14 protein-coding genes are annotated in these 20,495 nt (G+C 47.5%); 6 read left to right on the top strand and 8 right to left on the bottom strand.

Features of this window, described 5'->3' with window-relative positions; all coding sequences use genetic code 11:
• The first annotated feature begins 25 nt into the window (after positions 1–25).
• Positions 26–373: an L-rhamnose mutarotase gene (locus WBJ53_RS28860; RefSeq protein ID WP_338872789.1), complete on the top strand. Its 348-nt coding sequence runs from the start codon at positions 26–28 to the stop codon at positions 371–373.
• A gap of 47 nt (positions 374–420) precedes the next feature.
• Here the strand turns inward: WBJ53_RS28860 and WBJ53_RS28855 are convergent, their stop codons facing one another.
• The 4 genes from WBJ53_RS28855 to WBJ53_RS28840 form a co-directional block, all read right to left on the bottom strand.
• A complete protein-coding gene (locus tag WBJ53_RS28855) occupies positions 421–1,446 on the bottom strand; it encodes a YCF48-related protein (protein ID WP_338872787.1) in 1,026 nt (341 codons plus the stop codon).
• Between the two features lie 68 nt (positions 1,447–1,514).
• Positions 1,515–2,018 carry a hypothetical protein gene (locus tag WBJ53_RS28850; RefSeq protein WP_338872785.1) on the bottom strand — a complete coding sequence of 168 codons (504 nt, stop codon included), beginning with the start codon at positions 2,016–2,018 and terminating at the stop codon, positions 1,515–1,517.
• A 14-nt stretch (positions 2,019–2,032) separates the two neighbouring features.
• Positions 2,033–2,485, bottom strand: coding sequence for a hypothetical protein (locus WBJ53_RS28845; protein ID WP_338872783.1), 453 nt, complete (start codon positions 2,483–2,485; stop codon positions 2,033–2,035).
• Between the two features lie 250 nt (positions 2,486–2,735).
• Positions 2,736–3,536 carry a DUF2520 domain-containing protein gene (locus tag WBJ53_RS28840; RefSeq protein ID WP_338872781.1) on the bottom strand — a complete coding sequence of 267 codons (801 nt, stop codon included), beginning with the start codon at positions 3,534–3,536 and terminating at the stop codon, positions 2,736–2,738.
• Positions 3,537–3,665: 129 nt separating this feature from the next.
• Between WBJ53_RS28840 and WBJ53_RS28835 the strand changes: the two genes are divergently transcribed.
• From WBJ53_RS28835 to WBJ53_RS28820, 4 genes are all read left to right on the top strand, one after another.
• The gene (locus WBJ53_RS28835; RefSeq protein ID WP_338872779.1) at positions 3,666–4,352 is read left to right on the top strand and encodes a glycosyltransferase family 2 protein; all 687 of its coding nucleotides are present in this window, start codon (positions 3,666–3,668) and stop codon (positions 4,350–4,352) included.
• Between the two features lie 165 nt (positions 4,353–4,517).
• Complete coding sequence (locus WBJ53_RS28830) at positions 4,518–6,038, top strand: cellulose synthase family protein (RefSeq protein ID WP_338872777.1); 1,521 nt, start codon at positions 4,518–4,520, stop codon at positions 6,036–6,038.
• Entirely contained in the window at positions 6,035–7,369 is a 1,335-nt protein-coding gene (gene mptB / locus WBJ53_RS28825) for a polyprenol phosphomannose-dependent alpha 1,6 mannosyltransferase MptB (protein WP_338872775.1), read from the top strand. Before WBJ53_RS28830 ends, mptB begins: the two co-directional genes overlap by 4 nt.
• An 823-nt stretch (positions 7,370–8,192) precedes the next feature.
• A complete protein-coding gene (locus WBJ53_RS28820; protein ID WP_338872773.1) occupies positions 8,193–8,483 on the top strand; it encodes a hypothetical protein in 291 nt (96 codons plus the stop codon).
• Positions 8,484–8,783: 300 nt separating this feature from the next.
• Here the strand turns inward: WBJ53_RS28820 and WBJ53_RS28815 are convergent, their stop codons facing one another.
• From WBJ53_RS28815 to WBJ53_RS28800, 4 genes are all read right to left on the bottom strand, one after another.
• Positions 8,784–10,256: a SusD/RagB family nutrient-binding outer membrane lipoprotein gene (locus WBJ53_RS28815; RefSeq protein ID WP_338872771.1), complete on the bottom strand. Its 1,473-nt coding sequence runs from the start codon at positions 10,254–10,256 to the stop codon at positions 8,784–8,786.
• Between the two features lie 12 nt (positions 10,257–10,268).
• Entirely contained in the window at positions 10,269–13,490 is a 3,222-nt protein-coding gene (locus tag WBJ53_RS28810; protein WP_338872769.1) for a SusC/RagA family TonB-linked outer membrane protein, read from the bottom strand.
• Positions 13,491–13,692: 202 nt separating this feature from the next.
• Positions 13,693–14,826 carry a hypothetical protein gene (locus tag WBJ53_RS28805; RefSeq protein WP_338872767.1) on the bottom strand — a complete coding sequence of 378 codons (1,134 nt, stop codon included), beginning with the start codon at positions 14,824–14,826 and terminating at the stop codon, positions 13,693–13,695.
• Positions 14,827–14,988: 162 nt separating this feature from the next.
• Positions 14,989–18,501, bottom strand: coding sequence for an SdrD B-like domain-containing protein (locus WBJ53_RS28800; RefSeq protein ID WP_338872765.1), 3,513 nt, complete (start codon positions 18,499–18,501; stop codon positions 14,989–14,991).
• A gap of 527 nt (positions 18,502–19,028) precedes the next feature.
• On the opposite strand from WBJ53_RS28800, the gene WBJ53_RS28795 reads away from it, so the two are divergent.
• Complete coding sequence (locus WBJ53_RS28795; RefSeq protein WP_338872763.1) at positions 19,029–20,474, top strand: GntP family permease; 1,446 nt, start codon at positions 19,029–19,031, stop codon at positions 20,472–20,474.
• Positions 20,475–20,495 lie beyond the last annotated feature (21 nt).

The raw sequence follows: 20,495 nt of genomic DNA, 5'->3' as shown, positions 1-20,495 counted from the left end.
TTCCTACAAACTCTTTACTTATTTTATGCAACGATTCTGCCTGGCACTCGACTTAAAAGATGATCCTGAACTGATTCGCCAATACGAACAATGGCATGCCAAAGGGAGTGGCTGGCCAGAAGTGCGGGCCAACGATTTGAAAGCCGGAATTCTGGATTTACAGATTTATCGGACCGGTAATCGGATGTTTATGATCCTGGAAACAGATGATGCGTTTAGCTTCGAAAAGAAGCGGGAACTGGATGCCGCCAGTCCGCACGTACAGGAATGGGAACGCCTGATGTGGCAGTTCCAGCAACCGTTACCCTGGGCCAGAGAAGGGGAAAAATGGGTGCTGATGGACCAAATCTTTCAGTTTGAAAAAGAAGCGTAGCGAAAAAGGCCAGCAGCGCACGGATCACCTCACAACCTATTCTTCTGTTATTTAAACCGCTGTATGGCAATTTTGCCTTTGGCGCCAACGGCGTAGCAGGTTCCTTTGGCGCAGGCCAGCGAATGAAATCCGTCGGTGTCGAGTTTCTGCCAGGTTTGGCCCTGATCGGCCGAAAGGCTCGTTCCCGACGGACCAACGGCAATGATGCGGTCGCCGGGAAGAAGGGCAATCGCTTCTTTAAGACCGGGCGGATCGGTTTGGGCAAGGAGTTGCCAGGTCTGGCCCCCGTCGCGGGTGATGGCGGCATTAGGACCCGGTTGCTGTTCCTGCTTGTAGTTACCTCCTACAGCAATCCCCGCTTTTTCGCTGAAAAAATGCAACCCAAATAAGCCAGTTGCATCGCCCGCCGGGAGAGGAGTGTTCGCGACACTCCAGGTCTGACCACGGTCGGTAGAGCGAAAAACGCGCCCATTTGTGCCGCCACCCGATGCAATCCAGACATTACGTTTACCCTGTACCACCAGACTCGTACCGCTGGCAGCAAAAGCAGCTTCATTGGGTTGCATGGCGGGCAAATTGCCTGCTGGTAGGGGCTGCCAGGTTTTACCGCCGTTGCCGGTAGTCAGTATAAACCATTTACCATCGATGGGGTCGCTGAATACAATACCGTGCTGTTTGTCCCAAAAGTCCATTCCATCGAAGAAAACGCCTTGCTGTTGGGTTTGATAAAGCAGGGTCCAGGTTTGGCCACCGTTGGTCGTTTTATAGATGCGGGCCTGGCCTTTTTCGGCCGGACCGGCGCTCATAAGGAAGGCAGTTTGGGCATCGATGGCCTGTACATCCCGAAAATCGCAGGTTTGAGCGTCCGGAACGGTTCCCGCTTGCCAGGTTTTACCACCATCGACGGTTCTGATAAATGTTCCTTTTGTTCCGCCAACCCAGGCGATGTCTGGACTGGCGACGCTGACGGCCCGGAAACTGGCATCGGTCTGAACGGCCTGGAACTGCCACTGAGCCAAAACGGATGTAACAGTGGCGAAATAGACTAAAAAGCTGCTGATGAGTTGCTTCATGGGGATGAAATTGACCACAAAATGGCACTTTTTGTCGATAAATGCCAGTCAATTAACCCATTCTGAGACTACGGTGTTTTGCCGGGAGTTGGCGGTGTTGTTTGTTCGGTCGCCACTTTTAAGCGATTAATTTCCTGTTCGAGGCTGTTAGCCTTAAAATAATAATAGAGCCCGAGAATGAGGAATATTTTTGATAAAACGAAGACCGCAATAAAAGCGGGCCGCCAGTATTTATGGACCCGAATGTGCGTATCGTCTACTTCAACATCAATATAATTGGGTTTAGCAGTGTCGTCGGTCTTTTGTTTTGAGCGACTATAATCGTCCTGGCTCCGTTTTATTAACTCTGTTTTATTGAGCTGATCCAGAATAGCAAATTTGAGTGCTGGAGGAGGAGGAACCGCATTTTCCTGAAAATGAAGCTCAATATCTGTTTCTAATTCGTTCAGTTGCGATCGAATTTCCGGGTCAGCAGCAATCAACTGTTCTACCTCCCGTTTCTCATCATCGGAAATGAGACCCAGCAGGTAGGATTCAAGTATGCCGTTCGTTAAATATTGATAGTTTTTCAAGGCAAGTACGGCTTTTACGGTCTACGAAGATACTGAAAATAATTACGAATAGATGCCATTACCTCCGTATAAGGTATTTTAAGGCGCTCGGCAATGATGCTGAGTTCGTAACCCTGACGAAATGATAAATCGAAAATCTGCTTCGATTTGTTTTCGTCGCTGAGATCGGTCGTATCAGGAAATGTAGATTTTGCCGATAAGGAAACTGGATTTACTTCGAGTGCTATTAGACGGGCCAGCCGAACAATGGCACAGGCTGGGCTACTGAGTGGGCCGATGCACTGTTCGAGTTGGGGGGATAAAAATAGGGTCACTAACGCTTGCTGGGCCAGCTCAGGTTGTGGAACTATCTGTAGAATAATTCCATAAGCCATGGCACCATACTTTTCGTATAAGTCAAGACGATCTATAGTTGGGCTAACGTCGTTTAATACGGGTTTCCCGTCTGGTTGTTTTAACACACCCATACCAATCAGTTAATTAAACCTACGTTTTTGCCCGTTAATAACAATTCGGAGTTCAGGCAGAAGCGTTTTTTGAGGAACACGCAAGTATATACGTAAAGAGTACTTTTGACAATAGTTGAGTAAAACTAAATCATTAATCGATTTGTTTCAAGAATTTCGTAATTTATTATATGGTGTAGATTAATATGATAATACGATATGTACACTAATGTAGTTTGTGTAACTAAAATGTGTTTTCGGTTATGGATATTTATTTTATGTAACGTTGCTGTATGTTTTCAGAAATAATCTGATAGATTTCAGCCAGCCGGGGTTGCTGTTCCAGTTGGGCAAGATGGCTTTCAATGGTTGTCAGATCGCCCCGGCGGGCCGGCCCAGTCTGAACGTCGGCCGGGTCACTGGCGGCCAGGCCTTTCCGAATCGTTTCACGAATGATCGGTTGCAGAAGGTCAAACTCCAGGCCATTGTCTGTAGTCAGATCATGGGCAATAGCCAGTAGGTGATTGGTGAAATTACAGGCAAAAACAGCGGCCAGGTGTAGTGTTCGACGTTCGGCAGAGGTAATCAGGTAAACAATATCGCTTACGTCCTGCCCTAGTTTAACAAGAAGGTCTTCGGTTTCTTTGTCGGAGGCTTCAAGGCAGAGTGGAATTTCGTTGAAATCCATAAACGACTGCCCTTTGCTAAATGTCTGTAACGCATAAAAGACTCCAGTCTGAACCGGCACGTCGCTATAAACTGTAACCCAGTTTTGCAATGCCCGCAACGATTGGCTGCCCGATGTGTGGACAAGAATAGAATTTTCGGGCAGCACCAGCCGGGCACATACTGCTTCAATGGCATCGTCGGGAACGGCCAGAATGAAAAGTTGTGATGGGCTGTCGGCAAAATTCAGATCGGAGTGCGTTCGTGCGTCGTAGAGATAGCTAACCAACTGACGAGTGTGCTGAAGCTGACGACTATACACCTCATTGATGTGGTGACCAGCGTTTTCCAGAGCTGGTGCCAGATGCCAGGCCAGGTTGCCTGCGCCAATAAAGGATATTTCCATGTGTCAAGTATATGACATTTTGATTGAATTTGACGCCCTATCTTTGGGGCGGAATAATGAAAGAGCGAATAGTTGAATTCCAATCACTCTTTCGCTCTTTCGCTCTTTCACTCTTTTACTATCTGACCTTTGCTTTCTATTCTTGTCATTATTCCGGCTTTTAATGAAGAAAATTCTGTTGGTAATGTTGTGCGGGAAATTCCTGCCAGTCTTGTCGATGAAATAGTGGTAGTCAATAACAATTCGAACGACCTGACGGCGGTGGAGGCTGCCCGGGCTGGAGCTACGGTACTGAACGAACCTATTCAGGGCTACGGGCGAGCGTGTCTGAAAGGAATTGCGTATGCTCAAAACCGCCAGCAAAAACCGGATGTGGTCGTTTTTATTGATGCCGACTATTCGGACTTTCCTGGCGAAATGCCACTGGTGGTGGCACCAATTTTGAACCATGAGGCCGATCTGGTAATTGGATCGCGGGCGTTGGGCCATCGGCAACGGGGGGCAATGACTCCGCAGCAGTTGTTTGGCAATTGGCTGGCCACCCGATTGCTGCGTTGGCTTTATGGGGTTCGGTACACCGATCTGGGGCCGTTTCGTGCTATTCGGTTCGACGCGTTGCTGGCACTAAAGATGCAGGATAAAACCTATGGCTGGACGGTTGAAATGCAGCTCAAAGCAGCTAAACAGGGCTTACGAATCACTGAAGTACCCGTCAACTACCGGAAACGAATCGGGTTTTCGAAAATATCAGGAACCGTAAAAGGAACGGTACTGGCCGGGTATAAGATTATTACAACAATTTTTAAATATTGGTGATGAATCGGCCCTAATGCAACAAATAGGCCATAAGTTTAGCGAATCTGAAAACATTAGTACCTAGACAGGCAGTTCTAAACAGGCTATTACTCCATCACCAACCACGCATTACCGAATTGCCTGATTGCTGAACTCAACGTTAAACCGATTTTGTTTTTCACCAACATGGAAATCTCGGTCCTGATTCTGTATGGGCTGGCTCTACTGTTATTGTTTCTGTATAACTGTGGGCAATTAAGCCTGATTATTATATACCTGCGTTCGGAACAAAAACGCCGGATGGCCGCTCTGTGGGCCGATGCGTGGCAGTCTCATACGCTGCCACGGGTAACTATACAATTGCCTGTCTACAACGAACTTTATGTTGTTGAACGATTGATTGATGCTATCGCCCAACTAAACTATCCGAACGATAAACTCGATATTCAGGTGCTCGACGATTCGACCGACGAGACAGTACAGATCATTGCTGCCAAAGTAAAACACTATCGGCAGCAGGGACTCGCTATTGAGCACATTCGTCGGCCCGAACGAAACGGATTTAAAGCCGGTGCCCTGGCCTACGGGCTCGAATTTGCCAGGGGGGACTATGTGGCCATATTCGACGCCGATTTTGTGCCTGACCCGGATTTTCTGCTTAAAACCATTCCGCATTTTAACGATCCGGAAGTTGGAATTGTCCAAACTCGCTGGCAACACCTGAATGAGAATTTTTCGTTACTCACCCAGTTGCAGGCTTTCGGCCTGAATGCGCATTTTACTATTGAGCAAAGCGGGCGATATGCGGCTGGTTTGCTGGCCAATTTTAACGGAACGGGTGGCGTATGGCGGAAAACGGCCATTGCTGATGCCGGAGGCTGGCAAAGTGACACACTGACCGAAGATCTGGATTTAAGCTATCGGGCGCAGCTTCGTGGCTGGAAATTTGTTTACCGCGAAGATGTAGGCTCGCCAGCCGAACTGCCCGTAGCCATGAATGCACTCAAATCGCAGCAGTATCGCTGGATGAAAGGAGCTGCCGAATGTGCCCGCAAGCTGTTTGGTAACGTGCTGCAAACACCTGGCGTATCGTTTTCGCGTAAGCTACATGCCTTTTTTCACCTGTTCAGTAGCGCTACCTTTATTCTGGTGCTGATTCTGGGCGTGATGAGCGTTCCGCTGATTTACATACGGCATCGGCACCCGGAGTGGGAAACGGTATTTTTTATCATTAATCTGTTTCAGATCAATCTGCTCATTCTGATTTCGTTCTATGGCATTCCGTTCTGGCTCCTCAAACAAGCCAGTAAAGCTAAACTAGCCTGGTATTTTCCGATGTATTCGTCGCTGATGATGGGCCTGTCGCTCCACAATACCATTGCGGTTATTGAAGGCTATATGGGGCGGAAAACCCCATTTATCCGAACTCCTAAATTTAATGTAGTCAAAGCAAACGATCGCTGGGATGCCAATAAGTATATTAATCGGCAATTGAGCTGGCTTACCTTAGTGGAAGGGATATTGGCAGTATATTTTCTGGGTGGGCTGGTGCTGGCGTTCTATATTCACGACTTTCGCATGTTCTTTCTGCATATCATGTTTATGGTTGGGTTTGGCATGGTGTTCGTATATTCGGTTGTTCATGCAGGACATCGCCCAACGAGTTCGTCGGTTGGGTTGACGCGTCCGGTGGCGGTGGGTGTATGACAACAGGCCCCGTTCGTTTTGTCTGGCTGATAGGATCGGCTGTTCTGTATTGGTTGTTAGCGTACACCGTTTCTCGTCAGCAATTCGCGACGTTGTTCGGTTTGTTAACCGTTTTGTTTGCGGGTTATGGCTGGATGCTATTCTCGACCAATCGGTTTGCTGAAAACACTGGATTACGTTCAGAAACTCCAAAGCCAGATACCTTTCTGTTTTCGGCAGCTATCTTATTCAGAGTTCTACTGCTGTTTTCTGTTCCGCAACTTTCCGACGATGTTTACCGGTTTATCTGGGATGGGCGGCTATTGGCTCATGGGTTCAATCCTTATCTGTATTTGCCTTCGCGAATTGTCGGAACCGATATAGCCACGATGGCGGGTCTGGATCAGTCGTTATTTCAGCACCTGAACTCGCCAGCTTACTTCACCGTATATCCGCCCGCCAATCAGGCTTTGTTCGGGCTGGCGGCTCTTTTGTCGCCCAATAGTTTGTTAGGTACTATTGTCTGGTTGCGGATGCCAATCCTGTTGAGCGAAGCCGGAACACTATGGCTGATGACTCGTTTGTTACGCCGATTCGGTTATGATCCGAACCGGGCGCTGCTCTATGGTTTAAACCCGCTGGTTGTGCTGGAACTGACAGGAAATCTGCATTTCGAAGCCGTTATGATTTTCTTTACGGCGCTGGCTATCTGGTGGTTGACTCGACAGCGAGACCGGGCATCGTCGGGGGCACTGGCTTTGTCTGTTGGTACTAAATTATTACCATTGATCGCTCTGCCCACTCTTGTACGCAAATTGGGCTGGAAGCGTGGGGTGATCTATAGTGTGCTGACGGGTGTGTTTACTCTGGTTCAATTTCTACCTTTTGCCAGTTGGGAGTTGGCGCAGAATATGGCATCGAGCGTGAACCTATACTTTCAGAAGTTTGAATTCAATGCCAGTGTGTATTATGTGTTGCGGGCGGTTGGCTACTGGGTGTGGGGCTATAATGCCATTGGTTTTATTGGTTTCTGGCTCTCCATTATCACCGCCGGCTGTATTTTCTGGATTTCGTTCAGGTGGCGAAACGTATCGGTTCCGAGTCGGATATTGGCCATATTGACACTCTATTTAGCTTTTGCCACAACGGTTCACCCCTGGTATATCACAACGCTGGTTGCTGTTTCGGTGTTTACGCGCTTTCGGTATCCATTGGTATGGTCGGCGCTGATTCCCTTGTCGTATTTCACCTATCAGACAATGCCCTATCAGGAAAATCTTTGGCTAACAGCTCTCGAATATGGCATTGTTGGGACTGTGCTGCTTGTGGAAATTGGTTTAAGAAGAAGATAACAGAACTTTTACTCAGAGCCTTGCCAGCGGCTCCCATTGCTCATACAACGCTACGGAAATCTGCGTAATTGCTTGCTTTCTATGGGGAAAACGAACCTCTCTCTGGCTTAATTTTTATTAGTAAGTATGGGCTATTTTGTAAGGATAATTCGGTAATATTTACTGCTCATCAGATTGCTAATTTTCTGTAATTGTCTTTGCCGACTTGTTATGCTCATCAATAAAGGCTTTTGGCACTGCCATGGCAGCCCAGCGCTACGTGATTAGAAGGTTTTATGAAAAAGCTCCGGAGCATCAATAAGTATTATTGCTTTTTGATGCCAGACAGCAAGTAAAGACGCATTTAAACTACTATGTTTCGGCAATATAAAGCCCCTTGAGTGTAACTTCATAATTGGGAAACAAACCTATAGATTAATTAATCTATTTTTTAATAGTATTTAATTTCGTATGCTGATTTTTGTAGCAGCTTTCGAGCTTACGGATAAAGATTGTATAGAGACATTCAATAAAGATTAGCTGGCTGATTAGCAGAGAAGTATCATAATTTTAGTGCATTAATCTGAGTATATACTCAAACCAATTTCATATTAGTAGTGTACAAAAGCATTCTAAGGTTTTGGGATGCTTTTGTTGTCAATAAACTCATGCGAATAGTAACGTATTTTGTCTGAAAATTAAGCATATATTCATCTTGTTTTCATTTGTAAATTAAAGTTTGCTTAAGTAGAAATACTAGGCTTGTTTTTGCTTACTATTGTGCGCCCATTATCGGCTAACCTGGGTTTGTCTGGTTATTGGAGAAAGGATAATAGTACTAGCAATGGATCAGGCCTTGGCACTTTACTATACGATTGGCTTTTCTTTAGAGCGATACGAGATTAACTCGGCCAGTACTATTATTAAATCATATGATGAACTGGCAAATCTAAACAGAAAAGAAAATACATTGGCATTGGGTATATATGATCCTCAACAACACTATTTTATCTGGAACGTTTCCCGGACTATTCAGGAAAAACATGCTAAAGAAGTAACTAGATTGTCGCGGATTCTGGACGTTCGTTATCAATTATATATACTCCAAAAGGAAGAAGCCCAGCATAAAAAATAAATAATATACATGATGATTGGTTGGTAGAGCCGACTTGTCTCTCGAATCATTTACCCTGCTTTTATGAACTATTTTTGAGCGAAGTTTTGTCAAAATGGAGACTTTGGCTTTTTATCCATATCATTATAGAAATGCTGATCGCTGATTACCCTTGATAAGCAATGAATTGGCTAACGTTGCTGATATAGGTGAGAAGAAATAGTTTTTGTTTAATCTGATATAAATAATGCCCGGCAGCTTCAGGAAAAATGATTTGCCGGGCATTATACTTGTACCAGTAACTTATTGAAAGAGCTTTTATTAATTTGCCCACCAGGCTTTATAAGTAGTCGTTTCTTTTCCGCCCATTCGAGATTGTAACTCCTGGTTATAATTCATATTATTTATTGTTCTTTCGGGATCTGGATACAGAAAACGCGTTGCAATAGAACCGCCATTTAGATTCAAATTACCCCCTGTTTCCAGACTGGGGAAGCCAGTGCGGAGATATTCGACCCAACCTTCGAAACCGACGTTGAAGTTGACGATCCATTTTTGTGTAATAATCTGCTGGATCGCTTTTGACGAATCGAAGCTGGTGTTTGGCCGTTTCAGGTACGACGCTGCCTGATCGTTTGTTAAGCCCCATTCGGCAAAGGCGCCATATATGCCTGCATTGTAGTAATCTTGCGCCGATCCAGTGATCAGGCCACGCTGAGCAGCTTCGGCCAGAATAAACTCTTGTTCGGCATAGGTAATTAATCGTTCTTTCAATAACGATGGATTATTGATGGCCAGAAAGTTACTGCTGAAATTGGAGGCTGTGTCGACCTGGGTAGCAGAGGCATCGGAAACTAAAGGCATCCCGCCATAATAATCAAAGCTAAACCCTGATTTTCCTTTTCCCTGGCTGTTGGGGGCTGCAATCAGTGTTAAGCGGTCTGAGTCGCCGGTGGTTCGAAGAACCGTGTAAAATAACTGGCTAACATACTTTACATTAAAATCACCAGACCGCTCAACCAATGACGGAAACACATAAGGAACGGCGGTCTGAAACGCTATCGATGCGCTTTGAGAAGCATTGGTCATCAGATTACCATCCTTCACAATCTGCTGAATTTCAGAAGCTACGTCCTGTTTGCCCGATACGCGCATCAGATAGCGCAGGCGCAGCGCATTCACAAATCGACGCCACGCTTTAGGATCGCCGTTGTAGAGTGGATCGCCTACAATGGTAGCCGTGCTGCTGGCAAGTAGCTGGTCGGCTTTACGGAGCGAAGCCAGAATGCCAAGATCGGGATCGTTGTAAACAACCTGCTGGCTATCGTAAGCCGGAGTGAAGTTGCCAGTGCTTGCCTGTAAGGCATTTTTGAAAGGGATGTCGCCCCATAAATCCGTTAGCTGGCCAAACGCATGGGAGCGCAGCGCCAAGGCTACGGCCTGAACCGTAGCGTTATTGCGCGAAACGCCCAGATTGTACAGAAGCTGTGCATTACGGGCATTGCCATAGGTCGAATTCCAGACCGGATCGTTAGAAACGGGTTGGTAGCGAGTGGGCAGGTTATAGTAGCTTGAACTAAAGGTCATATATTGCCCGTAGCCATTTCCTAAAGTCCAGCCATTTTCGGTCATGGCCCGCACCGAGTTAAGAACAATATTGGTCAGAAGAGGGCCAACTTCGGTTTGTTCCAGATTGTTAGGGTTTTTATTGAGTTTGTCTAACTCCGACTGACAACTGCTCAGGAGCATTAGACTGACTAGGCCAATGCTTATTTTGTATGATAACGATTTCATGTAATTTCCCGATTAGAACGATACGTTTAGCGATACACCTAAATTGCGGGTACTTGGCAGACTAAGCTGTTCAACGCCCGGCAGAATCTGAGTGCCACGCAGCGACAGGTTTTCTGGATCGACGTCTTTGTTTTTGGTAAACAACAGCAGGTTTCGGCCGATCAGCGACAGACTGGCCGAGCCTTTCCAGCCCAGTGGCCGGTTAAAGGTGTAGCCAACCCGCAACTCGCGCAGTTTTACATAGGAAGCACTGAACGTAAAGGCTTCGTTGTTGTTAGGATCGTAGTATGAGGTATAATAATTGGCGGGAGTAGCTTGTACGGTGTTTGGCGCATAGGTGCCATCGGCATTTTTCACGACGCCATTGCCCACAATACCACCACTATCGCGGCCCGGAAGGGTTTCGACCGACATACCACCGTTAAGAATACCCAGCATGGTGTAACTATAAAAGACACCACCCTGCCGCCAGTCCCAGAGCATATTGAACGTCCAGTTGCGATAGGAGAGCCGGTTCATCCAACCTAAAACAAAATTCGGATTGTAGTTGCCAAGCAGTGTACGTTCGTTTTCGCCCGTGGTTTGCGCCTGTCCGTTTGCGTATACAATGTTTCCCTGCGGATCGCGGACATAGTGACGTCCGTAGATGTTGCCCAGGCGTTCGCCAACAACAGCGTTGTATTGAATAGACCGATAATACCGGTCATACTGCGTAATTTCGGCGTACTTGTAGGTCGTTATACCACCCGGCAACGAAACCACCCGGCTGATGTTTCGGGCAAAATTGAACGTCATGTTCCAGTTCAGCCCATTTTGGGATTTGAACGGATTCACATCCAGAATTACCTCCAGACCATGGTTGCGAATGGTAGCGCCATTGACGAAGGCATTGGTATAGCCCGATGAAATCGGGATCGGTAGCTGCACAATTTCATCCTTCGTCAGCGAATTGTAGTAGGTCGTATTCAGTCCAATCAGATTGTGAAGCAAACGTAGCTCAAAACCCAGCTCATACGTAGAGGTTCGGGAGGGTTTCAGCTTTGAGTTTGCCAGCACCGGGTTAGCTCCTACCGAAGGATAACTGCCAAAAGGCGTATCGGTCAGATAGGTATTGTTGACCGAGTACGGAACCGCATCGCGACCAACCGAAGCACCGGACGCTCTGAGCTTGAGGTACGAAATGGCCTGAGGTAACTGTACCATATCGGAGGCAATAACACTTAACGCGGCCGATGGGTAGAAGTAAGAGTTCTGCCCGGCTGGCAAGGTGCTCGACCAGTCGTTGCGTCCGGTTACGTCTAAAAATACTTTTTCGTCGTAATTGAACTGCCCAAACATATAGGCACTTTCAATCGATTTATTTTGCTGCTGAAATAGGGGCAGCGTTGTATTTTGCGCATTGGTGAAATTATACAGCCCCGGCGTAATGAGCGAATTGGCAATGTTGCTATTGTAAGATAGTCGCTGAATGAATCGGTTACCACCGCCCGATACATTGACCCCAAACTTGCCGAAATCTTTGGTGTAGTTCAGCAGGAAGTCGGTGTTGTTTTCGAGGTAGGTAACAACGTCGGTGCGAAAACCACCCGTCGGAAACCGAACCGTGCTAAAGGCCCGGTGTCCTTCGCGGTTATCGTTGTAGTAATCCAGCCCCGTCCGCACCATCAGGTTTAGGTTCGGCGAGAAGCTGTACTTCAGCGAATAGTTACCAATAATTCGGTTTTTACGGAAGCTATTCGTGTTTTCGTGCAGCGTTACGTAAGGGTTATCGTGGTTGTTCCAGTACCGAAATTGTTTGACGCCTTCCTGACCTGCCTGCCACCACTTGTCTTTTAACGACTGAAGATTGATGTTGATCGGCATCCCATAAACACCAAAGAAGGTATACATCACACTCTCCGAACCGTAGCCAATATTAGGGCGGTTATCGCTCGAACTGTTGATGTAGTTTAAGAACATATTCGAGCTGAGCTTATCGGTCAACTGGTTTTCGGCCCGAACGGCAAACGTATATCGGCGAAGATCGGTGTAGGGCAGTATGCCTTTGTTGTATAAGTTGCCAACCGATATCCGTAGCGATCCTTTCTCGGAGTTAAGGTTCAGGGCTAAATTATTCTGAGTAGTTACGCCCGTTTGCAGAAAGTTTCGAAAATTGTCGGAATGCCCAACCCACGGCGTTGCTGTTGGGGTAGAGCCTGGGTTCTGGGCTCTGGCTACCAGGTCGCCAGCCTGAAACTGGCCCGCCGGACTGTCGAACTGCACAACCGTTCGGCCATCGAAAGGAGCACCGTAGTTAGGAATATTGTTTTCGTAGCTTTGGCCGCCATCGACGAACTGATAATCCTGTTTGCCATTACCAGCACCATACTGGTTCTGGATGCGCGGTGTACGGAGGGGCGTATCGATAAACGTGTTTGTGTTAAAGCTGACTCCTACCTGCCCCTTTTCTGTTTTACCCCGTTTGGTGGTCAGTACGACCACTCCATTAGCGGCTCTTGAGCCATAGAGCGCGGCTGCTGTCCCGCCCTTTAAAACGGTAATATTTTCAATATCCTGCGGATTGATTTCGGCCGCTCCATTACCATAGTCGACTTCGGCCCAGGTGCCCTGGTTTGACGAGTTATTGATGGCATTGTTGAAAAACGTTTCATTATTGATGGGCACGCCATCGACAACGAACAGCGGCTGATTGGTACCTGAGAATGAGTTCTCTCCGCGAATGACAATGCGGGAGGTCGAACCAACACCGGCCCCGCCATTGGTAATCGTAACGCCCGCAATACGACCTGCCAGATTGTTGACCAGATTGGGGTCCTGCGAATTGGTAAATTGCTTGCTGTCGATGGTTTGCGTTGCATAGCCAAGCGATTTCGACTGTTTCGAAATACCAAGAGCTGTAACAATCACTTCCTGTAGCTGTTGGGAGTCTTCAACCAGTTCGACGTTGACGACCGTCTGATTTTTGATTTCGACTTCAGTTGTCTTAAAACCAATAAAACTAAAGCTAAGCGTCGCTTTGGGAGATACGTTGTTTAACGAATAGTAGCCATCGGCGTTTGTGGTGCTACCCTGGCTGGTGCCCTTAACGAGAACGGTAGCGCCTGCTATCGGTGTTTTGGTCCCGGCTTCGACAACTTGTCCGGTAAGCCGAATCTGGGCAAGGCCTGTTATGGGTAAAAGTAAAAGGCAATAACAAACCAGCCGCCACAAAATGCCGGTATACGAATGTACCATAGTATGGGAGAAAGTAGTTGATAATCAATCGCTAATTGACGACTGATTGGTTGGGCAAAGATTTTACGCGGGGATTAAATCTAAATTATAACCGTATTAAAGGCCCTTTATGAATGTGATGTATCTATTATCTATTGAATCGTGGTGGTAATAATTATCTAATCTATACGCATAATAGCAGGCAAATGACCCCGGAGGGTCATTAACCAAAAAATGGGTCGAAATCGTCGGCTTTCCGAATTCGGTAGGTTTTCAGCCACGCTTTCATCAGCGCCGGGTCGGCCAGGTCTTTTACGTCTTTTTTAGTGGCCTTGATGCTTCGTTTCAGTTCGCGAACATCGTTGTTGAAGCTGAGTTCCAGACCGATTGCCGAACTGACCATCATAAACGGTTTGCCAAGAATACCCGACAACTGACTTTGCATGCCAAACAGTTCGTCGCTGAGTTCATCGGCCTGTTGTTTCAAAATCTTGTTATAATACTTCAACTGATCGTCGGCCAGGGTTTCGAGGTGTTGCTGGTCAATACGGTTGAATTCGAGCTGGAGCCGCAGCAGCGAAAGCAGGTCGCTTTTTTCGTAGGCTTCCGTTACGCGCTGCATAATTTCGGTTTTGCGGGTTTTTTCGGCTTCGTCGGGTTCGCGGTCGGGATGAAACGCCTTCACCAGATCCATATAAAGCGTTCGAACGGCTTTGGTAATATTCCGTTCTTCGAGTTGTTTTTTGGCTTCCCGTTCCTGCTGTTTGGCCGTTTTTGGCTTTTTTGCCCGTTTTTCTTCGGCTTCCTGCTGGCGTTGCTGTTCGGTTTCCTGCCGGGTTTGTAATTGTTCCTGCAAATAGGCCATGAACTTCTCTTTGGTACTGACATCGACGTTCTCATCGAACTCGATACCATACATCGAACTGACCATTTCTTTCATCATTTCCGAAACCTGCTGATCGGCCTCCGTATCGACAGCGTCGAAGCCTGTTTCGTCATATTTGTCGAAAATAGGCTTTAATTCCTCCATGCCGTGTTCGCTAATCAGATCATAGGCCAGATTAACAATTAGATCGGCTAGCTTTTTGCGTTCGGTTTTGGTGGCTGCGGGCCGGTCGTGAGCCTGATCGAACACGCGAACCAGATTGGCCCGAAGCTGATTGAATTCGTTCAGTAAAGGGGTGTATTCGGTATGAATGCGTTGCTGGATGGATGTTGCCGCAGTGCGAAAGTGCTTGAGTTCGTCTTCCAGTTCACTAATTTTTTTGGTCAGGCGATTGAACTCCTTCTGGGCTTTTGAGAGTGGTACTTTATCCTTGCCGGGCGTTGAAATACGAACGAGCTGGGACTTGGTCATGGTCGGGCGGTGGTAGTTGTTATGACAAAGGTAACTGATCGTTACTAAGTTGACATGATGTTAACTAGTTTCAAACACGGATAACACGGATTTTTACGGACATAAATGGCCTATGTACCCTACTTTCGCAAGGTGCTGATACCCAAACCAGAAAGACGCTAGTTAATGAATCGCGATAGTGCGCTGAGCGTTTTTGGTTTGTTTTATTACATAAGGAACACAAATCGTAGCCGGACAATCGCACTGGGCTGGCTGCAAGAGCACAATCATATCGGTATAACAACTCAACTTATTATATACCCGAACCGTATAGGATTGGATGGTCGATGGATTGGTAAGATTGTTTACCAGCACACCATCGGCAGGAATCGGTTGGGGAGGACCCGATAAGGAGGCCGCTTCGTCGAATGTCGCACCCAGCGAATATTGATAGGTATGAGTTGGTTTGAAAGTACTCAAAACGATCTGTCCATTATCGCGTGGTTTATTACCTAAGCAGGTGCCGGAGGTGGCTATGGCCTGAAAATGGGGCAGCGAATCTTCTTCGAAAATGATTGGGCAACACGAAAAGTCGGTGCATATTCCACCGGGGTTATCAACGATCAGGCTATAAGTACCGCCTTCTGTAACAATCAGCGTATTGCTGGATTGGCCGCTAATCAGCACCCCATCTTTATACCAACGGTAATTGGTTCGGCCGGTGGCTGCCGTTAGCAGAAACTGATCACCCTCGCACATCGGAACCGGCACCGTTGTGCAGACCTTAGCCGTATCGGTCGGAATGGTGGCTACGTTGTAGAGAATACCAACCGTATCGACCCGAACCTGATACGTTAATGTCAGGCTTTGCCCAATTGCAATAGCTGGAATGTTCCAAAGGCTTACTGGTTGCCCAACGGTGAAACTTGTTCCGGCCGGAGCACTGGCTGAGCCGGTAATGTAGCTAAGACCATTGCTGAGCGAATCACGAACGGTAACTGTACCGGCACCCGTGCCCGAATTGGTCAACACCAGACGGTAGGTCAACGTATCGCCTAACTTAGCTTTCGAGTGGTCGGTAAATTTAGCGAGCGAAAAGATAGGCTGACAACCTGCGGGGGCCAAATAGGTGTTTACAACGGTACTGCAATTAGGCAGGCTCGCGGTTACCGTATGGCTCATGCCATCTGAAACGATGCCCGTAAACACAGTTGTGAAACTGTTGCTACCGACCGACGTTGAAAATGTGCGGGTAGTTTGACCTTCGCGGATGCTGATCTCACTGGTTTCTTTACTCTCCGTAACAGTAGCCACTACAGTTACCGAATAGGTATTTGTTGCTGGATCGCAACTACTGGCCGTAATGGTTGTTGTGAGGCTGCATGGTACGTCGATGAGGCCAAAATCGTAGGTGTGGTTGTTTTGACCGGCACAATTCATCACAAACGAAATGGTAGGCAGACCGTTTACGATAAACGCATCGTTGTTGCCAAGCGTGTGGCCGGTGTTGAGTGTGTCGGCTCGTTCGCCCGGCGCTGGCGATACACCTGTAAGTTTCAGGCCATCGACCAGCGGATCGATCCCCAGCGAAATAACTTTCAGGGAATAGCTGGAGTCGGGGTGGAGCGATAGACCGTATTGATGACTGCCAGTTGAGGTGCCATCGGCCGATGAGAACGAGTAATTACCATTGGCATCGGTCTGCGCCGTAGCAATCGGATCGCCCGAACCGTTTGCGTATAAGGCCACAGTTACACCCGCCAGAGCTGGCTCATCAGGGTCCTGAACCCCGTCGCGGTTTGTGTCTTTCCAGATGTAATTGCCAATTTCGATAGGAGTTGGATCGCAAACCGTACTCATGCCTGTAATGGCAAAATACTTCTGATTCGTAAGGTTGGCGCTATATTTTGTGCGGCCAGTTGTCCAGTCGAAATAACGCATCCCGGCCGTGCTCACACAGCCTGCATCCGTAAAACCAACAACTACCTCTTTGGTGCCCGGCAAAATGTAGATGCCACCATTGGCCAGGTTGGCATGGTTATAGTAGGTCTGTTCGGCACCCGGCGACGAATCATATATATCGATCCCCTGCTCAAAAAACCACTTGGGGCCAGAAATGGTACCCGGCCCACCGTTATCGACCGACAGATTGGCGGGCTCGCCCGTAAAACTGTGTGTAATAGCCGCCGAACTCGTAAACGGCCCCGACTGCCGGTCCGACTCAAGCACAAACGTACCATCGTCCTGTTTCCAGGTTCGGGCCAGATAGCCCGGCTCACGGTTACTCTCTAATGAAAAGACCTTCCGGTCGACAATGCTGAAAATGATTGATCCAGTATCGTCGAAGCCAAAGTCGTTGAAAAACGGTTGTTTCTCTCCCGGATTTCCGTCGGCAACAACGGCTCTGAACGGATATTTCCACCTAACCTGAGGAAGATCTACAGCGGCTATGTCACCTGTATTGAATGTTGTCAGATCGTGCGAAAATACAACCCGGCTGTTTCCATTGACTGGATTCATTTCAATGATTTTTGCATACAGACCTGCATTATCCGTTGACAGCGAAGCATCGCAGATACCAGCGATATAGAGTTTTCCGGCATACATATGCAACGACGAGGGCCGAAACCGCCCGTTGCTACAGTTGGCTATGGCCGATGGAATGTCAATTTCGGTAATGGGTAACTGACTAGTATCGGTAAAACCTCCCGGCGGTATAGTTTGATAATCGAGGCTCCTGATGTCGACGCGAATCAGATTGCCTTTGCCCATATTGAGCACATACAGGTAGTGCTCATCTTCGCTGATGGTGATGCCACCCAGACCATATTCGCCAATGTTGTTCACGCCGGTTGCAATGGGAAACTGATTGCTGACATCAATACCCAGATTGCTTAATTTGGCGAGGAGCTTAAAGGATTTGTAGGTAAAGTCATCGCCCGAGTAGTCGACGGCATAAAGAGCACTGGCACCATCGGGAGCGGGCGGAAAATTGCTGGTGTTGGGACTTGAAATCGTTGTTAAAATGGCCAGTTTCTGACGTTTATGAATAGTCAGTGAATACGGAACGCCGATATCATATTTGGTAAGATCGTCCCGATGAGGAGGCACATCGCAGGATTGACGACCTGCCGAATGGCTTTCGTAAGGAATCGATGCCAGGGTTATATCGCCTAAAGAAGGAACACAACCTGCCAGAATACGAGGATTGGAAGTGCCACTGGAGCCGCACTGGTTCGGGACATAAATGCCCAGATCGACGTGGCTGGTGCCACCCGCTGCAAACTGAACCGACGTGTTTGAGCCACTACCAGTTGCTCCATCATTATAGCCTGCTGGCACAATAAATTCGATCCGGTAGTTAGCGCCCGTAGCAATTCCTGCCGTTATTGAATAATTGCCGTCGTTGTCGGTTGTGGCACTGCCTGCCAGGTTACCAGCCCTATAGGCGTTGACAACAACGTTAGGAAAGCCAGCCTCCTGATTGTCGCGCTGGCCGTTGTTGTTTCCATCGAAAAAAACTGTTCCCGAAATAGATTGCGCCTGCGTATAGACCGACAATAACAGGCAAAAAATTAGCAGAAGCGACACTGAACCGGCGCGAACGGAGCCATATGATGCCGAAAGCAGAAAAGTTGGTTTGTTAAGCGATGAAGAAGGTGCCCGAAGATTAAAAGCTCTGTAAAACTTTATCATATAAATAGATCAGGGAGATTTGAGGCATAAGCCATTCTTTCGCAAAACACATGCCGCTATATTGCTGACATATTTGTGTGTATGCGCCTGAAATCACCTGCTATTTATTTGATTATTAGGAAGTTATCGTATTTAATAAATATATGATGTAATTTATATGTTACCCTTATCGCTTTTTCAGTTTGTGACCGTCTTTTTAAGGTAGGACTACAACTAAATCTGGTTTCTTTTTTAGAATAATACACAAAAGATGTGCCATTTGCTGAAATTAGTAAAGTTGAAGTATAGCTATTTGAGGCTATAAACGATGAAAACGGATAGAAAAGGCGGTTTTCGATAGGAAAAAGTATGCCGGTTAATTAATTCATTACGTTGATCAATGGCTTTAAAGGAGTTGGAGTCTGCTATAAATTTCGGTGGGAGGAAGGCTTCATTGCTGTGGGAAAAAATGGGTAAAAGGCAGTAGCTCGGCTAGTTGCTGAGCTTAAGTAGGAGAAATTAATCCCATCATTTTATAACCATCGAGAATGGTAGATCCTGTACTTATTTTACTGGTTGGTGTTATTGTCGTTGTGGGTGGAATTATTGGGTTTAAACTACATCCGTTTCTGGCTCTGCTGCTGGCCGCTCTAACGGTTGCTCTGCTTACGCCCACCGAATTGGTTCAGCAATATTTTATCGGTAAGGGCATGTCGGAAGCCGAAGCGCTCAAACAGGCTCACAAAAGTATTGGCGAACGCATTGCCGCCGAATTTGGGAATACCTGTACTAAAATTGGGATTCTTATTGCAATGGCAGCGATCATTGGCAAGGCAATGCTCGATAGCGGGGCTGCTGAGAAAATTGTCCGGGCTATGCTTCGGATGACGGGGGTTAAAAATGCGCCTATCGGTTTTATACTCAGTAGTTTCTTTCTGACGATTCCGGTTTTTGTCGATACCGTTATCTTTCTGATGATGCCGCTGGCGAAGGCAATGGGCCTGCGGCTGGGCAAAAACTACCTGTTGCTGGCTCTGTCGGTCATTGCGGGGGCTGTGATGGCCAATTCGTATGTGCCGCCTTCGCCCGGACCCCTGTTTTTGGTCGGTGCGCTGAACGTACCGATCGGTCTGATGATGGTGTGTGGCGTATTGCTCGGTCTGTGTACCATTACGGTGGGGTATCTGATGGCGATTTTTCTCAACAAAAAGATACCTATTCCCCTTCGCGACTCGCCGGATGCGCGTCTGGACGATATTCGGGCTATTGCCGAAAAAGACGATAACGAGTTGCCTTCACTGGGTTGGGCCTTGCTACCAGCGGCTTTTCCGCTCACTACTATTTGTATCCGTTCGGCCATTGAGGCTTTTCATAAGTCGGGTACTCCTATTAGTTCTTCAGCCATCATCAACACTATGCTGGAAGTGCTGCTTTTTTTCGGCGATAAAAACATTGCGCTGCTGACCGGCGGAATTTTCGCACTGCTGGTACTGGCAAGCCAAAAGAAAACAACAAAAGATAAACTGACGGCTTTTGTGCAAACGGCTCTGATGAGTGGTGGGGGTATTATCCTGATTACGGCCGCTGGGGGAGCGTTTGGCGGAATGTTACAGCAGTCGGGCATTAGTGCCCGAATTGCCGACCTCACCAAAGGCTACCAGATGGCTTTGATTCCGCTGGCCTTTTTTATTTCAATGGTAGTGCGTACGGCGCAGGGGTCTGCCACGGTGGCGCTAATTACAGCATCGGGCATTCTGGCCGGTATGGCGCAAAACGCCAACCTGGGGTTTCATCCTGTTTATTTGTGTTTAGCTATTGGCAGTGGTGCCAAACTGGTGCCGTGGATGAACGATGCCGGTTTCTGGATCATGTGTAAAACCAGTAACCTGACCGAAAAGGAAGCACTCCAGACCATTGCGCCTATGCAGAGCCTGATGGGCATTACCGGAGGGGTTCTAACCATGCTCGCTGCATGGCTTTTCCCGCTGGTCTGATGAGCTCAACCGGTTAGCAAG

The sequence above is a fragment of the Spirosoma sp. SC4-14 genome, assembly GCF_037201965.1.
Taxonomy (GTDB): Bacteria; Bacteroidota; Bacteroidia; order Cytophagales; family Spirosomataceae; genus Spirosoma.
The sequence above is the reverse complement of the archived record's forward strand: the minus strand, read 5'-3'. Positions and strand labels throughout refer to the sequence as shown.

What these genes read in the sequence shown, in the direction of transcription:
- WBJ53_RS28860 (WP_338872789.1), top strand. Translation starts at nt 26, where the DNA reads ATGCAACGATTCTGCCTGGCACTCGACTTAAAAGATGATCCTGAACTG.
- WBJ53_RS28855 (WP_338872787.1), bottom strand. Translation starts at nt 1,446, where the DNA reads ATGAAGCAACTCATCAGCAGCTTTTTAGTCTATTTCGCCACTGTTACA.
- WBJ53_RS28845 (WP_338872783.1), bottom strand. Translation starts at nt 2,485, where the DNA reads ATGGGTGTGTTAAAACAACCAGACGGGAAACCCGTATTAAACGACGTT.
- WBJ53_RS28840 (WP_338872781.1), bottom strand. Translation starts at nt 3,536, where the DNA reads ATGGAAATATCCTTTATTGGCGCAGGCAACCTGGCCTGGCATCTGGCA.
- WBJ53_RS28830 (WP_338872777.1), top strand. Translation starts at nt 4,518, where the DNA reads ATGGAAATCTCGGTCCTGATTCTGTATGGGCTGGCTCTACTGTTATTG.
- mptB (WP_338872775.1), top strand. Translation starts at nt 6,035, where the DNA reads ATGACAACAGGCCCCGTTCGTTTTGTCTGGCTGATAGGATCGGCTGTT.
- WBJ53_RS28820 (WP_338872773.1), top strand. Translation starts at nt 8,193, where the DNA reads ATGGATCAGGCCTTGGCACTTTACTATACGATTGGCTTTTCTTTAGAG.
- WBJ53_RS28815 (WP_338872771.1), bottom strand. Translation starts at nt 10,256, where the DNA reads ATGAAATCGTTATCATACAAAATAAGCATTGGCCTAGTCAGTCTAATG.
- WBJ53_RS28810 (WP_338872769.1), bottom strand. Translation starts at nt 13,490, where the DNA reads ATGGTACATTCGTATACCGGCATTTTGTGGCGGCTGGTTTGTTATTGC.
- WBJ53_RS28805 (WP_338872767.1), bottom strand. Translation starts at nt 14,826, where the DNA reads ATGACCAAGTCCCAGCTCGTTCGTATTTCAACGCCCGGCAAGGATAAA.
- WBJ53_RS28800 (WP_338872765.1), bottom strand. Translation starts at nt 18,501, where the DNA reads ATGATAAAGTTTTACAGAGCTTTTAATCTTCGGGCACCTTCTTCATCG.
- WBJ53_RS28795 (WP_338872763.1), top strand. Translation starts at nt 19,029, where the DNA reads ATGGTAGATCCTGTACTTATTTTACTGGTTGGTGTTATTGTCGTTGTG.